Source organism: Microbacterium sp. 1.5R, assembly GCF_007667425.1.
GTDB lineage: Bacteria > Actinomycetota > Actinomycetes > Actinomycetales > Microbacteriaceae > Microbacterium.
In genome coordinates this window covers 1231794-1247201 of the sequence record NZ_VDRC01000001.1, presented here as the reverse complement: position 1 = coordinate 1247201, position 15408 = coordinate 1231794, and the positions used below count along the sequence as shown (strand labels likewise).

Sequence of the window (15408 nt, the reverse complement as noted above, 5' to 3'; positions counted from 1 at the left end):
CATGGCTCGCGGATACCGCGATCGCGCCGAAGACAGCCTGCTGTCGCTGATCGGCGACCTGCCCGAGCTCATCGGCAACCTCGTGAAGGCCGAGATCGACTCGGCGAAGACCTGGGTCTCGAGGGTCGCGAAGGATGCCGGCATCGGCTCTGTCTGGTTCCTCGTCGCGCTGTTCTTCCTTTTCTGGGCCGTGCCGGTGATCCTCGTGTTCGCCATCGCAGGGCTGTCGTCGTGGTGGCCCGTATGGCTGTCGGCGCTGGCCGTGCTCGGCATCCTGATCCTCGCCGTGCTGCTCTTCGCGCTGCTCGGCATCGTGAAGTTCCGCAAGGTGCTCCGTCGTCAGAATCCCGCACAGGCGGTCGGCGAGGACATCCGAATCGTGAAGGAAGCCGGCGATGACGAACTCTGAGATCTCTCGGCGCCGTTCGGCGCCCACCATGGACACGCTGCCGAAGACCGCGGTGCCTGCGGGGATCGTCGACGCTCGGGAGTCGGCGCGAGCCGAACTCAAGGCCGCGCTCGCCGCGATCGAGGTGAAGGGCAACTTCCCTCGTCGCATCGACAACGCGTCGAAGCGCGCCATCGCGAAGGCCCGCGTCTTCGCCGATCGCAACCCTGCGGCAGCGGCTGCCGCAGCCGTCGCACTGGCCGTGGTCGTCGGTGGCGTGGTCTGGGTCGCCGCGAGGGCCGCTTCGCGCTGAGCGACGCTCTGCGCGCCCGGCAGGGGTTCCGGCGGTTCGCCACCACCGCGCAAAAGAGGGCAGACTGGATCACATGTCCGTTGAGCACGAAGAGAACCCGTCCGGCTTCACTCTGTGGGCCGTGTGGCGACGCAACCCCGACGCCCCGGTGACAGAGGCCGACTCCACCGAGCTCGAGACGATCGTCTCGTACATCGAGGACTCCGGCGTGACGGTGCGCGGCTTCTACGACGTCTCCGGACTCAAGGCCGACGCCGACCTCATGGTCTGGCTGCACGGCGACACGGCGGAGGAGCTGCAGCGTGCGCTGCGGCGGCTGCGCCGCACCGAACTGCTGCGCACTCTGCTGCCCGTGTGGAACGTCATGGGGGTGCATCGCGATGCCGAGTTCAACCGCTCTCACGTCCCGGGCTTCCTGCGCGGCGTCGAGCCGAAGGACTGGCTGTGCCTGTACCCGTTCGTCCGCACGCCGGAGTGGTACCTCGCGCCGGAGGGCGAGCGCCGGACGATGCTCGCCGACCACGGGCGCAAGGGTGCGGCGTTCACCGGTGTCATCGCGAACACGGTCGCCGCGTTCGCGCTCGGCGACTACGAGTGGATCCTGCCGATGGAGGCCGACGAGCTCACCGATCTCGTCGACATGATGCGCGACCTGCGATACACCGACGCGCGGCTGTACGTGAAGGAGGAGGTGCCCTTCTACACCGGCCGCCGTCTCCGCTTCGACGAGATCGCGGACGTGCTGCAGTAGGTCTTCCATGAGTACTTCGTCTTCGCCGTCCTCCCCGATCCGGCTGGGCACCCGTCGCAGCGCGCTCGCGCAGGCGCAGTCCGGTCACGTCGCCGCCGCCCTCGAGAAGGTCTCCGGTCGCCGTGTCGAGCTCGTGCCGATCACGAGCGAGGGCGACACGAACCGTGCGTCTCTGTCGGAGATCGGCGGCCAGGGGATCTTCGCGACCCGGCTGCGCGAGGCGCTGTTCGCCGGTGAGTGCGACTTCCTGGTGCATTCGCTCAAGGATCTGCCCACCGCGATCCCCGAAGGACTCACGATCGCGGCGACTCCGCCGCGTGTCGACGCCCGGGACGTCGCGATCACACGCGGCGGCACGCCGCTGCACGAGCTGCGCACGGGCAGCACGGTCGGCACCGGCTCGCCCCGCCGCATCGCCCAGGTGCAGCGGCGTGCGCCGCATGCCCAGGTCGTCGACATCCGCGGCAACGTCGACTCGCGTCTGCAACGCGTGGCCACGGGCGAACTGGATGCCGTGATCCTCGCCGCCGCGGGACTCTCGCGCCTCGGGAGCGACTCGCCGCTGCACCGCGAGGAGCTCGGCCTCGCTGAGTGGCCCACGGCACCCGGGCAGGGCGCGCTCGGTGTGGAGACCCTCGCCGATGCCCCTGCCGAGCTGCTCGAAGCGCTCGCCGCGCTCGACGACCACGACACGCGTCTCGCGGTGACCGTGGAGCGCGCCGTGCTCGAAGGCCTGGACGCCGGCTGCCAGGCGCCGATGGCCGCGCACGCGGTGCTGTCAGGCGATGAGATCCGGGTCAGGACGGTGGTCTACGCCCCCGAGGGCGAGCGCAGGATCGGGCTCGACGTCACCGAGGTGCTGAACGGGGAGTATATTCGTCGGAACGGCAGTGGCAATGATGCGGATGCTGCCGATGGCGCAGACCCGATGCGCGCAGCGCGCGAGCTCGGGTTAACTCTTGCCCGTCGGCTGCTCGAACAAGGGGCGGCTGACCTTGTCTCCCGAGAGCATTCTTCATGACTGATTCGAAGCAGGACCGACCGCTGAGCGGATGGCGCATCCTCGTGCCCCGCGGTGGCCCGTGGGGCGATGGCGTCGCCGCGAGCCTGCGCGCTCAGGGGGCGGTTCCCGTGGTCGCGCCGCTCATCAACTTCGCCCCGACGACCGACCAGGCGACGCTGGACGTCGCGCTGGCGCAGCTCGCGGACGGCGCTTACGACTGGCTGACCGTCACGAGTGCGACGACCGTCGATGTCATGTTCGCGCACCGCGCCGTCGTGCCCCGCAGCACGAAGATCGCCGCGGTGGGAGAGACGACGGCGGCCGCTCTGCAGGCAGTCGGCTACGAGGTCGCGCTCGTCCCTGAGCAGGACAACTCCGCCGAGGGGATGGCCGAGCAGCTCATCGCCCTCGAGACGCAGCCGCGCCGCATCCTCGCCCTCCGCAGCGAGATCGCGAAGCCCGTGCTGAGCGTGCTGCTGCAGGAGGCGGGGCACGATGTCGACAGCGTCGTCGCCTACCGCACCGTGGGCGTGCCGGTCACGGATCGCATCAAGCGCGACGTGGAGAACGGGCGCATCAATGCGATCCTCATCACGAGCGGGTCCGTCGCCGCGCAGGTGCGCGAGCAGTTCCCCCGCATCCCCGACGACACCCTCCTCGCGGCCATCGGGCCGCGCACCGCGCGGGATGCCGACAAGGCCGGCCTTCCGATCACGGTGATCGCCGACCGGCAGACGGTGGACGCCCTCATCGAGGCCGTGTCGAGCTTCACGCTCCCGCACGCGGCGGACGAGCTGGCACCATGAGCTTCCCCGATGTGAGGATGCGGCGGCTGCGTCAGTCGCCGGCGATGCGCGGTCTCGTCCGGGAGACGTCCGTGGAGCCGCGGCAGCTCGTTCTTCCGCTCTTCGTGCGTGAGGGGCTGACCGATGCGCAGCCCATCGGGTCGATGCCCGGTGTCGCCCAGCACTCGCTCGATTCGCTCCGCGCGGTCGCGACCGAGGCCGCAGAGGCCGGTGTCGGCGGTGTGATGCTGTTCGGCGTGCCGGCGGTGCGCGATGCGCGCGGCTCGGGGGCAGACGACCCGAAGGGCATCCTCAACGTGGCGACGGAGGTGCTGGCCGCCGAGGTGGGCGATGCGCTGGTCGTGCAGACCGATCTCTGCCTCGACGAGTTCACCGATCACGGCCATTGCGGTGTGCTCGCCGCCGACGGATCCGTCGACAACGACGCCACCCTCGAGCGGTACACGTCGATGGCCCTGTCGCAGGCGCGTGCCGGCTCGCAGCTGCTGGGTCTCTCCGGGATGATGGACGGCCAGGTCGCCGTGATCCGCCGTGCCCTCGACGCCGAGGGCTTCACCGACACGCTTCTGTTGGCGTACGCCGCGAAGTACGCGAGTGCGTTCTACGGACCGTTCCGCGAGGCGGTCGACTCCCAGCTGCGCGGTGACCGCCGCACGTACCAGCTCGACCCCGGCAACCGTCGCGAGGGCGTGCGCGAGGCGGTCGTCGACGAGCAGGAGGGCGCCGACATCGTCATGGTCAAGCCGGCGATGGGCTTCCTCGACGTGCTGCGCGAGGTCCGCGACACCGTGCAGGTGCCCGTGTGGGCCTACCAGGTGTCCGGCGAGTACGCGATGGTCGAGGCTGCCGCGGCGAACGGCTGGATCGATCGGCGTGCCTCGATCCTGGAGTCGTTGCTCTCGATCCGCCGCGCGGGAGCAGATGCCTTGCTGACGTACTGGGCGACGGAGGCGGCTCGCTGGCTGCGAGGCTGACGGTTCGGTCGGCCACGCGGCTGGTCGTCCGGCTGGTCGCCCGTGGCCCCGATGCGGTGGCGCACCTGAGTCCCGCCCCCAGGCGCGCGGGCTAGCCTGGAGGGTGCCGGAATTCTCCGGCGACGTCTGAGGAGTGTGCTGTGACCGACCGCAATGACGACCTGTTCTCCGCTGCCCGTGCGGTGATTCCCGGAGGCGTGAATTCGCCGGTGCGGGCCTATGGTTCGGTCGGCGGGACGCCGCGGTTCCTCGCATCGGCGCGGGGCGCGCTCGTGACGGATGCCGCCGGCGTGGAGTACGTCGATCTCGTGGCCTCGTGGGGTCCTGCGCTGCTGGGGCACGCTCACCCGGAGGTCGTGGCCGCTGTGCAGGAGGCCGCCACCCGCGGTCTGTCGTTCGGTGCCCCGACGGAGGGCGAGGTGGAACTGGCGGAGCTGATCGCCGGCCGTGTGCGCGTCGGCGATGCCGCGCCGATCGAGCGCGTGCGACTGGTGTCGACGGGTACCGAGGCGACGATGACGGCGATCCGGTTGGCGCGAGGCGCGACCGGCCGCGACCTGCTCGTGAAGTTCGCCGGCCACTACCACGGGCATTCCGACGGGCTGCTGGCAGCGGCGGGTTCCGGAGTCGCGACGCTCGCCCTGCCGGGATCGGCCGGTGTGCCCGCGCCGATCGCCGCGCAGACCCTCGTCATCGACTACAACGACCGTGCGGCGCTGGAAGCGGTCTTCGCTGAGCACGGCGACCGGATCGCCGCCGTCATCGTCGAGGCTGCCGCAGCCAACATGGGCGTCGTGACGCCGGAGCCGGGGTTCAACCGCTTCCTCGCGGACGTCGCGCACCGGCATGGCGCGTTGATGATCATCGACGAGGTGCTGACCGGATTCCGTGTGCACCCGGCGGGGTTCTGGGGGCTGCAGGCCGCGGCGGGCGAGGACTATCGACCGGACATCTTCACGTTCGGCAAGGTCGTCGGTGGCGGGATGCCGCTCGCCGCGCTCGGCGGACGCGCGGATGTGATGGACATGTTGGCGCCGGTCGGTCCGGTCTACCAGGCGGGCACCCTGTCGGGGAATCCGCTCTCGGTGGCGGCGGGACTCGCGACCCTTCGGCTGGCGACCCCGGAGGTGTACGCAACGGTGGATGCCGCGGCCTCCCGCATCGCCTCCGCACTGGATGCCGCGCTGACGGACGCCGGTGTCGCGCACGCCATCGCCCACGCGGGCAGTCTTTTCAGCGCGTTCTTCCGCGACAGCGCTCCGCGCGATTACGCGGAGGCGCAGGCGCAGCAGTCGTTCCGCTATGCGCCGTTCTTCCACAGCATGCGCGAACAGGGCGTCGCTCTGCCGCCGAGCGTCTTCGAGGCGTGGTTCCTCACGGCAGCACACGGTGACGACGAGCTGCAGCGCATCGAGGCGGCGCTTCCCGCTGCGGCGGCGGCTACGGCTGCGGCGACTGCCTGAGCCGTCGCGCGGTCCCGTGCCCGCCTCACGGCCAGGCCGGGCCGGACCGGGTGGATGCGAAGCGGGTACAGGCGGGGGATTCTGCGTCTGCGTCTGCAGGGCGCATGATCCTGCGTCTGCGTCTGCGTCTGCGTCTGCGTCTGCGTCTGCGGCGGCGTCTGCGGCGGCGTCTGCAGGGCGCATGATTCTGCGTCTGCGACTGGTCCGCGGGACGCGTGATCCCGCGTCCGGCGAACCGCGGTGGACCCCGGGAGCGGGGCTGGTCTGACTATCAGACGAATATGACTCGTCGCGTCGGCGAATCGCGGTAGCTTCGCCCGAGCGGGCTGATCCAGTCGATGGTTCCGTCAGGGAGCTGTCGCGCTGACCAGCGACATTCACCCGCCATGTCGGGATGTTTGAGCACGTGATGACTCGCGCACAGGTGCCCGAGGTTGTGGACTTCGGTGCGGCCACCCTTCGCATGATCATGCGTGTGATCGATCTGGCAGCGGTGCACCGGCATCCTGCACCCGGGAAAGCGGCAATGCTGGTCCCTCGCTCTCAAGAACCGCCGCATCGGCTCAGAGGGGGTGTAGGTGTCGGTCTCGGTCACGAGGCCGGTCGCGTCGAGGAACAGGCGCGACCACCCGAGGTTGCGCCCGGCGAGGTCGCGCGCGATGTCGGGGTGCAGAGGTCCCCGACCGTCGAGCTCCGCAGGCCGTTCGTCGAGGCCGGCGAGCGTGGTCGCCGCGACCGTGACCTGTATGCGCCCCTGGATGTTGTCGAGACCCGGACCATTCGCCGTACTCGTGGCAGCCGTGAGCAGCAGGTCGGCGAACAGATCGGCACGTACCTGGTCGAGCGTGCGCGGGTCTAAGGGGCTGGCGCTGGGGCTGACGCTGGAGCTGGAGCCGGAGCCGGAGCTGGAGCTGGAGCTGGGGCTGGCGCTGGGGCTGGGGCTGGGGCTGGCGCTGACGTCTGAGCCGGCGTGTGCGTTCGAGTCCGAGTCAGTGGACGCGTCCGAATCTGAGGCACCATCGCGGCTCTGCGACTGCTCGTGCGTCTCCGCCGTCGCATGTCCATCGGGATCGGTCGTGAAGGTGCCGTCGGCGAAGATCGCCGTGTGGTCGACTGCGCCGAGGAGCTGGGCCTGCTGTTCGCCGTCCGTCGGGCGCGCCGTCGGCGTCCGACGAGCAGCGACCACTCCCCGGGCGAGCTGAGTGAGCCTGTCCATGATCGCGCTGGCGAGGTGCTCGGGGAGCACGACCGTGAGCAGCGCGAGACCGTCGTCCACGGAGCGCATGGTCACCATTCGCTCCGATCGCGCTCGCTCATGCCGCTCGACCACGGTCGCGTCCGCCAAGGCCGCGGCGAGGCGCTTCAGGTGCGCCGCGGTGCGTGCCGGCGTCTCCGCCTCCGCCACGACGCGGGCTGCCGTGTCGAAGGTCGCAAGCACTCCGGCATCCGCCCTGCCGTTGTTGATCGCCTCGCGGACGACGCCGCTCGCGCGAACGATCTCACGCACGTGACTCGCGGTGATCGCTCCTGCCCGCAACGCGGCGAGCACCTCGGGATGCCCCTTCTCGAGGAACGCGGCGTCGGTGAACGCGTACTCCATTGTGCCGTTGGCGATGCGGCCGGCCGCGGCGTATTCCGCGACCATCGACCGGTGGATCGTGTCGCGATGGAACGGGTGCTCCGCGGCATCCCGCTGACCGATCCGCATCCTCTCAGCGAGGAGGCGGGACGCGCGCGCCTCGAGCTGCGCGATCTGGCGGCGTGTCTCCAACCACGCGTCGAGCAGCGTCGTGCGCTGCTCGAAATCTGCATCGGCGGTGGAGGTCATGCTCGGAGTTTAGTAGATTTGTTCGAAACTCGAGCGGAACATCGGAATGGAAGAGCGCGCATGGCTGGTAGACACAACGGATCGTTGCTGTCCTGTGAAGAAGACGCAGACAACTGGCAGGGTGCCGCTGGCAGACTGGGGGCATGGTGACGTTGCTGCTGGACCAGACGCAACTCGAGATCGTGCTCTCGCCGATCGAGCGTGCGGCGAGCTTCCACCGTGACAACCTGCGGATCGTCCGCGAGACGATCACGAAGGTGCAGCTGACCGACGACGCATGGACCTGGTTGCGCGGCGTGCCGAACCCCGGAACGCATATTCCGGGGATCCTCGCCGCCGGAACCTGGAAGGCGGCGGGAAGCACTGACTTCGTCCTGATCCGACGGCATCGTCCGAGCGTCGTGATCGACCTCGACGGCGACGAGCAGTTCCGCAGACTGATCCTCACCACCCGCCACGGACTCTCGCTGACCCAGGCGCTGCGTCTTCCCGTCACGGAGGAGCCGGCCGACGTCGAGGAGATCGTCGCCACCGCACCCACGCCCGTGTCGAAGCAGCGCAGGCGCCCCGTCATCCGCCCCCGGCCGGCCTGAAGAATCCGGATACAGGAATGCCTCCCCGCTGACCCGCGGGGAGGCATTCGACTGTCAGGCAGGCTCGGCGCGGTCAGTCGTGGCGGTGCTCGCCGTCGTGGTGCTCATGCTCGCCTTCATGGTGCTGATGCTCGCCGTCGTGGTGCTGGTGATCAGCATCGTGGTGCCCGTGTTCGGCATCGTGGTGCTCGTGCTCGTCGTCGTGGTGCCCGTGTTCGCCGTCCTGGTGCTGGTCATCGGCACCCGGCTCCTGACCCTCGTGCTGCGCCGGCCCCGAGGCGGCGTCCACGGCGGCGTCAGTCGGCGACCAGTCGGGAACCTGATCGATCACGGCGTCGTGCGCGGTGGACTCGTCAGGCTCCTCGGCGACGGGGGAGTCGCCGTGCGGGTAGTCCCGAGGCTCGTCCTCGTAGTAGGCCCGCGCTGCGGCCGCCAGCATCGAGCTGACCGCCGCAGAGCGAGGATCGGACCCGTCGTCGGTCGCGGTGTCGTCGGTCGCGGTGTCGTCGGTCGCGGTGTCGTCCGTCGCGTCTGTCTCGTCCGTCTCGCCGAGGCCCTCGAACACGTCGACGCCGGATTCGCCGGATCCTCCTGCGGCATCGTCTTCCCACTCGCCGGTGTCGGCCTGCGTGGACCCGGCGCCGAACAGGATGTCGTCGAAAGACGGTCCGCCCTCGACGACGGCCTCGGATGCCGATGATTCGGCCTCGGAGACCGGGTCTGCGTCTGCATCTACGTCCGTGACGGGTTCGGCGTCCGTGACCGGCTCAGCGTCGCCAGTCGCGATGGGCCCAACATTCGACGCCGGCTCAGCGCCGGCATCCGCGTCAGGTCCGGCGTCCGAGACAGGCTCCCCGACGGGCTCCGCCTCCGCGACGGGCCCAGCCTCTACCGTTGTCTCGGCGACCGGCTCGGCACCCGCCGCAGCATCCGCCGCAACGTACTCGGATGCCGCGACGGCCGCGCGCGGCTCGAGCGTGCCGCCCCGCACCAGTTCGATGAAGACGTCCTCGAGAGTGGGGCCGCGCTGCACGAGCGTGGTCAGGGCGATGCCCGCAGCGGCGGCGATCGCGCCGACTCTGGCGGCGTCTCCGCCGCGGGCGCGAAGCCCCGAGCGCAGCACCTCGATCTGGAATCCGGCGTCGGCCAGTGCGCGGCGCAGCGCATCGCGGTCCGCTGCGTCCACCACGACCGACCCGGCGGTGGGGTCTGCGAGCTTCTCGATGCCGCTCGACAGCATGAGGTGCCCCTTCGAGAGCACGAGCACGTTGTCGGCGACCTGCTCGACCTCGCTCAGCACATGCGACGACACCAGTACGGTGCGGCCTTCGTCGGCGAGGCGGCGCATCAGCAGGCGCATCCAGCGGATGCCCTCGGGGTCGAGCCCGTTGGCCGGCTCGTCGAACACGAGCGCGCCGGGGTCGCCGAGCAGGGCGTGTGCGACGCTGAGTCGCTGTCGCATGCCGAGCGAGAAGCTCCCGATGCGTCCCTCGGCCTCGTGCTCCAGGCCGACGAGCGACAGCACCTCGTCGACGCGCGAGAGGGGGATGCCGTTGGCCTTCGCGGCGATGGTGAGGTGACGGGTCGCGCTGCGGCGCGGCCGGTACACGGTCTCTTCGAGTACGGAACCGATCGTGCGCAGCGGATGGCGCAGCTCGGAGTGCGCGACTCCGCCGATCGTCGCGGACCCATTCGTCGCGCGCACCTGGCCGAGCAGGATGCGAAGCGTCGTGGTCTTGCCGGCGCCGTTCGGGCCGAGGAAAGCGGTGACGGCTCCGGGCTCGACTCGAGCGGAGAAGTCGGACACCGCCGTCACGTCATTGAAGCGCTTCGTCACGCGCGTGAACTCGAGCACCTGTCCGTCGGGCATCCGCGACCTCTCGTTGCAATGGGCAGTTCCGTCTATCCTGCCGGAAAAGCCGTCCGATCGCGTATTTACCGCATCATCCGCTCCGAAGGCAAGCGTCGATCGAGCGGGTAGCCTGACACCCGTGACCGATTCCACCACCGCGCCTCGGGTCCTCGTCAGCACGGAGGGAGCGCTGGGGCGACTCACCCTCAATCGTCCTGAGGCGATCAACGCGCTCGACCCGGGGATGATCGACCTGCTCGCCGAAGCCCTCGAAGACTGGCGTCACGACAGCGACGTGCAGATCGTCCTGATCGACGGCGCAGGAGAGCGCGGCATGTGCGCGGGCGGTGACGTCCGGGCACTGTACTCGCAGATCGTGGCCGGCGACACCGATGTCACCGCGGAGTTCTTCCGAGCGGAGTACGCCCTCGACGCCCTGATCGCGGAGTATCCGAAGCCGGTCGTCACGATCGCCGACGGCATCACGATGGGCGGCGGTATCGGCCTCTCCGGGCATGCGGCCATCCGGGTCGTGACGGAGCGCTCGAAGCTGGCGATGCCCGAGACGCGCATCGGCTTCACCCCCGACGTCGGCGGCACGTGGCTGCTCAGTCGGATGCCGGGTCGACTCGGCGAGTACTTCGGGCTGACGGGTTCGACGATGGATGCCGCAGACGCCGTGCTGCTCGGGTTCGCCGACCACATGGTGCCCTCGGACCGGCTCGACGCCCTTCGTGAGGCGCTCGCCTATCGCGCGGACCCGACCGGCCCCTCCGAGATCGTGCTCCTGTTCGACGAGACGCCGGATCCCTCGCAGGTGCCCGCCTCGCGCGCGTGGATCGACGATGCGTTCTCGGCCGACACCGTCGCCGGGATCGTGGAGCGGCTGCGGACGCGCGAGGAGCAGGATGCCGCGGCCACCGCCGACCTGCTCGAGAGCCTCGCGCCGACCGCGCTGGCCGTGACTCTCGACGCGATCCGTGAGGCGCGCGCGATGGGCGGCCTGCGGGAGGCGCTGGCGGGCGAGTACCGCCGGGTCATGTGGTTCGTCATGAGGCACCCCGACCTCGTGGAGGGGATCAGAGCTCAGCTCGTCGACAAGGATCGGACTCCGAGATGGCAGCCTCCGTCGATCGCGGATCTCGCAGAGGATGCCGGGGCCGATGCGCGCGCATACGTTCCGGAGCGCGCGCTGTTCTGACGCCGTCCCTGCGGCACGAGTAGTTCGCCGGGGTGCAACAAAGCGGGGGAGCGGGTGGAGCGCTTCGCTGTGAGCGAAGGTCCTCCCGGAGGGGGATACGAATGTCGGCGGTTCGTGGCACTCTTGCATGTGCGCGATCGTCGGCCCGCGTCCGCCCGCCGGGAGATCCGCTGCGTCACCCTTCATAGAAAGTCCGCCTGTGCTGGGAAAAATCCTCGTCCGCTATCTGGCCCGCTACAAATGGCTGCTGCTCGTCGTGCTGGTGTTCCAGTTCGCGAGTGCTCTGGCCACCCTCTACCTGCCCCGTCTGAACGAAGACATCATCAACAAGGGCGTCGCACTCTCCGACACCGCCTACATCTGGCGCACCGGGCTCTTCATGCTCGCGGTGTCGCTGGGTCAGATCGTCGCGTCGATCATCGCGACCTACTTCGCGGCGCGTGCCGCGATGGGGGCCGGCCGCGACATCCGCGCCGACGTGTTCGGTCGGGTGAGCGGGTTCTCCGAGCGTGAAGTGTCGCAGTTCGGCGCCGGTTCGCTCATCACCCGCAACACGAACGACGTGCAGCAGGTTCAGATGCTCGCGATGATGGGTGCGACGATGCTCGTCACCGCCCCGCTGCTCGCGATCGGCGGCATCATCTTCGCGATCCAGACCAACGTCGGTCTCAGCTGGCTGATCGCGGTCTCGGTGCCCTTGCTCCTCATCGTGGCCGGGCTGGTCGTGAGCCGCATGGTGCCGCTGTTCCGCAGCTACCAGGGCAAGCTCGACGCCGTGAACCGCGTCATGCGCGAGCAGCTGACCGGCGTGCGCGTCGTGCGCGCCTTCGTGCGCGAACGCATCGAAGAAGGGCGGTTCCGCGAGGCGAACACCGACATCATGGTCGTCGGCCGGCGGGTCGGCTCGCTCTTCGTGCTGCTCTTCCCGCTGTTCATGCTGATTCTCAACGTCACCGTCGTCGCCGTCATCTGGTTCGGCGGCATCGAAGTGAACGCGGGCACCGCTCAGGTCGGCACGATCTTCGCGTTCATGCAGTACATCGGCCAGATCATGGGCGGTGTCATCATGGCCAGCTTCATGGCGATCATGATCCCCCGGGCTGCCGTGTCGGCGGAGCGCATCGGCGAGGTGCTCGACACCGAGTCCAGCATGACGCGCCCCGATGCCGGGATCACCGAATTCCCCGACCCGGGTGCCGTGGCTTTCGACGACGTCTCCTTCACCTACCCGGGGGCCGACGCTCCGGTCCTCTCGGGCATCAGCTTCGGCGCACGGCCGGGCGAGACGGTCGCGATCGTCGGTTCGACCGGCGCGGGCAAGACGACGCTCGTGTCGCTCATCCCCCGCCTCTTCGACGTCTCGGGCGGAGCCGCGCACGTCGGCGGCACCGACGTGCGCGATGCCGACGTCGAGGCGCTCTGGGCATCCATCGGGCTCGTGCCGCAGCGGCCGTTCCTCTTCACCGGCACCGTGGCGTCGAACCTCCGATACGGCCGGGAGGATGCCACGGACGACGACCTCTGGCACGCGCTCGAGATCGCGCAGGGCCGCGACTTCGTCGAGGAGATGCCCGAAGGGCTCGACTCCCGCATCGCGCAGGGGGGCACGAACGTATCGGGCGGCCAGCGGCAGCGGCTCGCCATCGCCAGGGCGATCGTGCGACAGCCGCAGATCCTCGTGTTCGACGACTCGTTCTCCGCACTCGACCTCACCACCGACGCGCGTCTCCGGCAGGCTCTCTGGCGAGAGCTGCCGCACGTGACGAAGATCGTCGTCGCTCAGCGCGTCTCCACGATCACCGACGCCGACCGCATCGTCGTGCTCGACGGCGGCACGATGGTCGGAGTCGGCACGCACGAGGAGCTGCTCGAGACGAGCACCACCTATCGAGAGATCGTCGAGTCGCAGCTGGGGGTGGACGCATGAGCGACGGGAAGCCGCAGAAGCCGCGGCGTCAGCGCGGTGGCGGCGCCGAGGCGCCGGTCATCGAGCGCGAGCTCACGGACGAGGAGAAGTACGAGGCCGAGCTCGCCGAGAAGGCGCGCCAGAACGGCGGCGGGTGGGACAGCGTCGCACCCGGCAAGGCCGACGACTTCGGCCGCAGCTTCAGCCGCATGATCGGACTGCTCAGGCCGTCGGCCGTGTGGTTCGTGTTCGTGTCGATCCTCGGCGCGATCGGGGTGGTGCTCACCGTGGCCGCGCCGAAGGTGCTCGCCGAGGCCACGAACCTCATCTACACGGGCTTCATCGCCAACCAGCTCGGGCAGTCCCAGGGTGATTTCCCCGGGTTCCCCACGGGGACCCCGAAGGCCGAGGTGGTCGAGCAGCTGCGCGCGTCAGGGCAGGACGACTACGCGAACCAGGTGGCGGCGCTCCACGACTTCCAGGTCGGGTCGGGAATCGACTTCGACGCGCTGCGGTGGATCATCGCCGCCGTGCTCGCGATCTATGTCGTGGCAGCCTTCCTCAGCTGGGTCCAGGGCTACGTCATCAACGTGATCATGGTGCGCACCATGTGGCGGCTGCGCGAGCGCGTTGAGGCGAAGATCAACCGCCTGCCGCTGTCGTACTTCGACAAGGTGCAGCGAGGCGACCTCATCTCGCGGGTCACGAACGACATCGACAACATCACGCAGACCATGCAGCAGTCGCTGTCGGGTGCGCTGACGGCGGTGCTGACCGTGGTCGGCGTGCTCGTGCTGATGTTCTCGATCTCCTGGCAGCTCGCGCTCGTGGCGCTGATCGCCCTCCCGCTCATGGCGGTGATCTTCGGCGTCATCGGACCGCGCTCGCAGAAGGCATTCGGCTCGCAGTGGCGCAAGGTCGGCCGGCTCAACGCCCGCGTCGAGGAGTCCTTCTCGGGTCACGCGCTGGTCAAGGTGTTCGGCCGCGAGCAGGACGCCCTGCAGAAGTTCAAAGATGAGAACGAGGAGTTGTTCGAGGCGAGCTTCAAGGCCCAGTTCCTCTCCGGCATCATCATGCCCGCGATGACGTTCGTCGGCAGCCTCACGTACGTGGGCATCGCGGTGCTCGGCGGTCTGATGGTCGCCAGCGGTCAGCTCCGCATCGGAGACGTGCAGGCGTTCATCCAGTACTCCCAGCAGTTCACCCAGCCGCTCTCCGAGCTCGGTGGCATGGCGGCAGTCGTGCAGTCCGGCACCGCGTCAGCCGAGCGGGTGTTCGAACTCCTCGACGCCGATGAGCAGGAAGCCGACCCGAAGGACGCCTCGCCGTTCCAGGAAGGCCGCGGCGTCATCGAGTTCGCGAACGTCCAGTTCTCGTACACCCCGGAACGACCGCTCATCACCGACCTGTCGTTCCGCGTCGAACCGGGGCAGACGGTCGCGATCGTCGGTCCGACCGGTGCGGGGAAGACCACGCTCGTGAACCTCATCATGCGGTTCTATGAGCTCAGCGGCGGTCGGATCACCCTCGACGGCCAGGACATCTCGGAGATCACCCGCGACGAGCTGCGGTCGCGCACCGGTATGGTGCTGCAGGATCCGTGGCTGTTCGCCGGCACGATCCGCGAGAACATCCGATACGGACGCTCCACCGCGACCGATGAGGAAGTGCTGGAGGCGGCGAAGGCCACCTACGTCGACAGGTTCGTCCACGCGCTCCCCGAGGGGTACGACACCGTGCTCGACGAGGACGCCTCCAACGTCTCGGCAGGCGAGCGTCAGCTCATCACGATCGCCCGCGCGTTCGTCGCGCAACCCTCGATCCTCATCCTCGACGAGGCGACGTCGGCGGTCGACACCCGCACCGAGCTGTTGCTGCAGAACGCGATGGCGGCCCTTCGACAGGGACGTACCTCGTTCGTGATCGCTCACCGCCTGTCGACGATCCGTGACGCCGACCTCATCCTCGTGATGGAGCACGGCGACATCGTCGAGAAGGGCACGCACGACGAACTGATCGCCGCGCAGGGCGCGTACTGGCGTCTCTACCAGTCGCAGTTCGAGCAGGCTGCGACCGACATCGATGCCGAAAGCACCGGCACCGGCACTACGCCGGTGGTGGTCAGCGGTGAGGCCGACGAGATCGCCGCGGCCCACGTCGGCGCATCGGTGGGAGCGCAGCAGCCGGTGGCCGAGGCCGCGGCGGCCAAGGCTGTCGTCGAACGCTCGGACGGTGAGTCTCAGGGCTGAGTCCCGCGAGGAGAGCGCCGCGCCCCGCCCGGGGGGCGCGGCGCTCTCATGCGGATTGGCGCCCGGCGCTGAGTTGGCACC

Annotated in this window: 13 protein-coding genes; 11 read left to right on the top strand and 2 right to left on the bottom strand. The window is 69.3% G+C overall.

Going from position 1 to position 15408, the window contains the following annotated elements; all coding sequences use genetic code 11:
* Position 1: 1 nt before the first annotated feature.
* The 7 genes from FSY98_RS06100 (at position 2) to hemL (ending at position 5698) form a co-directional block, all read left to right on the top strand.
* Entirely contained in the window at positions 2-409 is a 408-nt protein-coding gene (locus FSY98_RS06100; RefSeq protein WP_144874899.1) for a phage holin family protein, read from the top strand.
* Positions 396-701, top strand: a complete 306-nt coding sequence (locus FSY98_RS06095) for a hypothetical protein (protein WP_186307560.1) — start codon at positions 396-398, stop codon at positions 699-701. Before FSY98_RS06100 ends, FSY98_RS06095 begins: the two co-directional genes overlap by 14 nt.
* Positions 702-774: 73 nt before the next feature.
* Positions 775-1452, top strand: a complete 678-nt coding sequence (hemQ, locus tag FSY98_RS06090) for a hydrogen peroxide-dependent heme synthase (protein WP_144874897.1) — start codon at positions 775-777, stop codon at positions 1450-1452.
* Positions 1453-1459: 7 nt separating this feature from the next.
* Complete coding sequence (gene hemC / locus FSY98_RS06085) at positions 1460-2473, top strand: hydroxymethylbilane synthase (RefSeq protein ID WP_144874895.1); 1014 nt, start codon at positions 1460-1462, stop codon at positions 2471-2473.
* Positions 2470-3261 carry a uroporphyrinogen-III synthase gene (locus FSY98_RS06080; RefSeq protein ID WP_144874893.1) on the top strand — a complete coding sequence of 264 codons (792 nt, stop codon included), beginning with the start codon at positions 2470-2472 and terminating at the stop codon, positions 3259-3261. The genes hemC and FSY98_RS06080 overlap by 4 nt, the downstream gene beginning before the upstream one ends.
* On the top strand, positions 3258-4235 hold the full coding sequence (hemB, locus tag FSY98_RS06075; protein WP_144874891.1) for a porphobilinogen synthase: 978 nt from the start codon (positions 3258-3260) through the stop codon (positions 4233-4235). The genes FSY98_RS06080 and hemB overlap by 4 nt, the downstream gene beginning before the upstream one ends.
* 140 nt (positions 4236-4375) lie before the next feature.
* On the top strand, positions 4376-5698 hold the full coding sequence (gene hemL, locus FSY98_RS06070) for a glutamate-1-semialdehyde 2,1-aminomutase (protein ID WP_144874889.1): 1323 nt from the start codon (positions 4376-4378) through the stop codon (positions 5696-5698).
* A gap of 271 nt (positions 5699-5969) precedes the next feature.
* On the opposite strand, the gene FSY98_RS06065 is transcribed toward hemL, so the two are convergent.
* Positions 5970-7526, bottom strand: a complete 1557-nt coding sequence (locus FSY98_RS06065; RefSeq protein WP_144874887.1) for an HNH endonuclease signature motif containing protein — start codon at positions 7524-7526, stop codon at positions 5970-5972.
* 143 nt (positions 7527-7669) lie between these two features.
* Here FSY98_RS06065 and FSY98_RS06060 point away from each other — a divergent pair, with 143 nt between their 5' ends.
* Positions 7670-8119 carry a hypothetical protein gene (locus FSY98_RS06060; protein ID WP_144874885.1) on the top strand — a complete coding sequence of 150 codons (450 nt, stop codon included), beginning with the start codon at positions 7670-7672 and terminating at the stop codon, positions 8117-8119.
* A gap of 73 nt (positions 8120-8192) precedes the next feature.
* On the opposite strand, the gene FSY98_RS06055 is transcribed toward FSY98_RS06060, so the two are convergent.
* Positions 8193-9989 (bottom strand): ATP-binding cassette domain-containing protein, encoded by a 1797-nt coding sequence (locus tag FSY98_RS06055; RefSeq protein WP_144874883.1) that lies wholly within the window; start codon positions 9987-9989, stop codon positions 8193-8195.
* Positions 9990-10110: 121 nt separating this feature from the next.
* On the opposite strand from FSY98_RS06055, the gene FSY98_RS06050 reads away from it, so the two are divergent.
* The 3 genes from FSY98_RS06050 to FSY98_RS06040 all read left to right on the top strand — a co-directional run bounded on the left by FSY98_RS06050 (position 10111) and on the right by FSY98_RS06040 (position 15327).
* Complete coding sequence (locus FSY98_RS06050) at positions 10111-11172, top strand: enoyl-CoA hydratase/isomerase family protein (RefSeq protein ID WP_144874882.1); 1062 nt, start codon at positions 10111-10113, stop codon at positions 11170-11172.
* 199 nt (positions 11173-11371) lie between these two features.
* Complete coding sequence (locus FSY98_RS06045; protein WP_144874880.1) at positions 11372-13099, top strand: ABC transporter ATP-binding protein; 1728 nt, start codon at positions 11372-11374, stop codon at positions 13097-13099.
* Entirely contained in the window at positions 13096-15327 is a 2232-nt protein-coding gene (locus tag FSY98_RS06040) for an ABC transporter ATP-binding protein (protein ID WP_144874878.1), read from the top strand. The genes FSY98_RS06045 and FSY98_RS06040 overlap by 4 nt, the downstream gene beginning before the upstream one ends.
* Positions 15328-15408 lie beyond the last annotated feature (81 nt).

Bases quoted from the DNA above. Each gene is read 5' to 3' on its own strand.
- FSY98_RS06100 (WP_144874899.1), top strand. From the start codon at position 2: ATGGCTCGCGGATACCGCGATCGCGCCGAAGACAGCCTGCTGTCGCTG.
- FSY98_RS06095 (WP_186307560.1), top strand. From the start codon at position 396: ATGACGAACTCTGAGATCTCTCGGCGCCGTTCGGCGCCCACCATGGAC.
- hemQ (WP_144874897.1), top strand. From the start codon at position 775: ATGTCCGTTGAGCACGAAGAGAACCCGTCCGGCTTCACTCTGTGGGCC.
- hemC (WP_144874895.1), top strand. From the start codon at position 1,460: ATGAGTACTTCGTCTTCGCCGTCCTCCCCGATCCGGCTGGGCACCCGT.
- FSY98_RS06080 (WP_144874893.1), top strand. From the start codon at position 2,470: ATGACTGATTCGAAGCAGGACCGACCGCTGAGCGGATGGCGCATCCTC.
- hemB (WP_144874891.1), top strand. From the start codon at position 3,258: ATGAGCTTCCCCGATGTGAGGATGCGGCGGCTGCGTCAGTCGCCGGCG.
- FSY98_RS06065 (WP_144874887.1), bottom strand. From the start codon at position 7,526: ATGACCTCCACCGCCGATGCAGATTTCGAGCAGCGCACGACGCTGCTC.
- FSY98_RS06060 (WP_144874885.1), top strand. From the start codon at position 7,670: ATGGTGACGTTGCTGCTGGACCAGACGCAACTCGAGATCGTGCTCTCG.
- FSY98_RS06055 (WP_144874883.1), bottom strand. From the start codon at position 9,989: ATGCCCGACGGACAGGTGCTCGAGTTCACGCGCGTGACGAAGCGCTTC.
- FSY98_RS06040 (WP_144874878.1), top strand. From the start codon at position 13,096: ATGAGCGACGGGAAGCCGCAGAAGCCGCGGCGTCAGCGCGGTGGCGGC.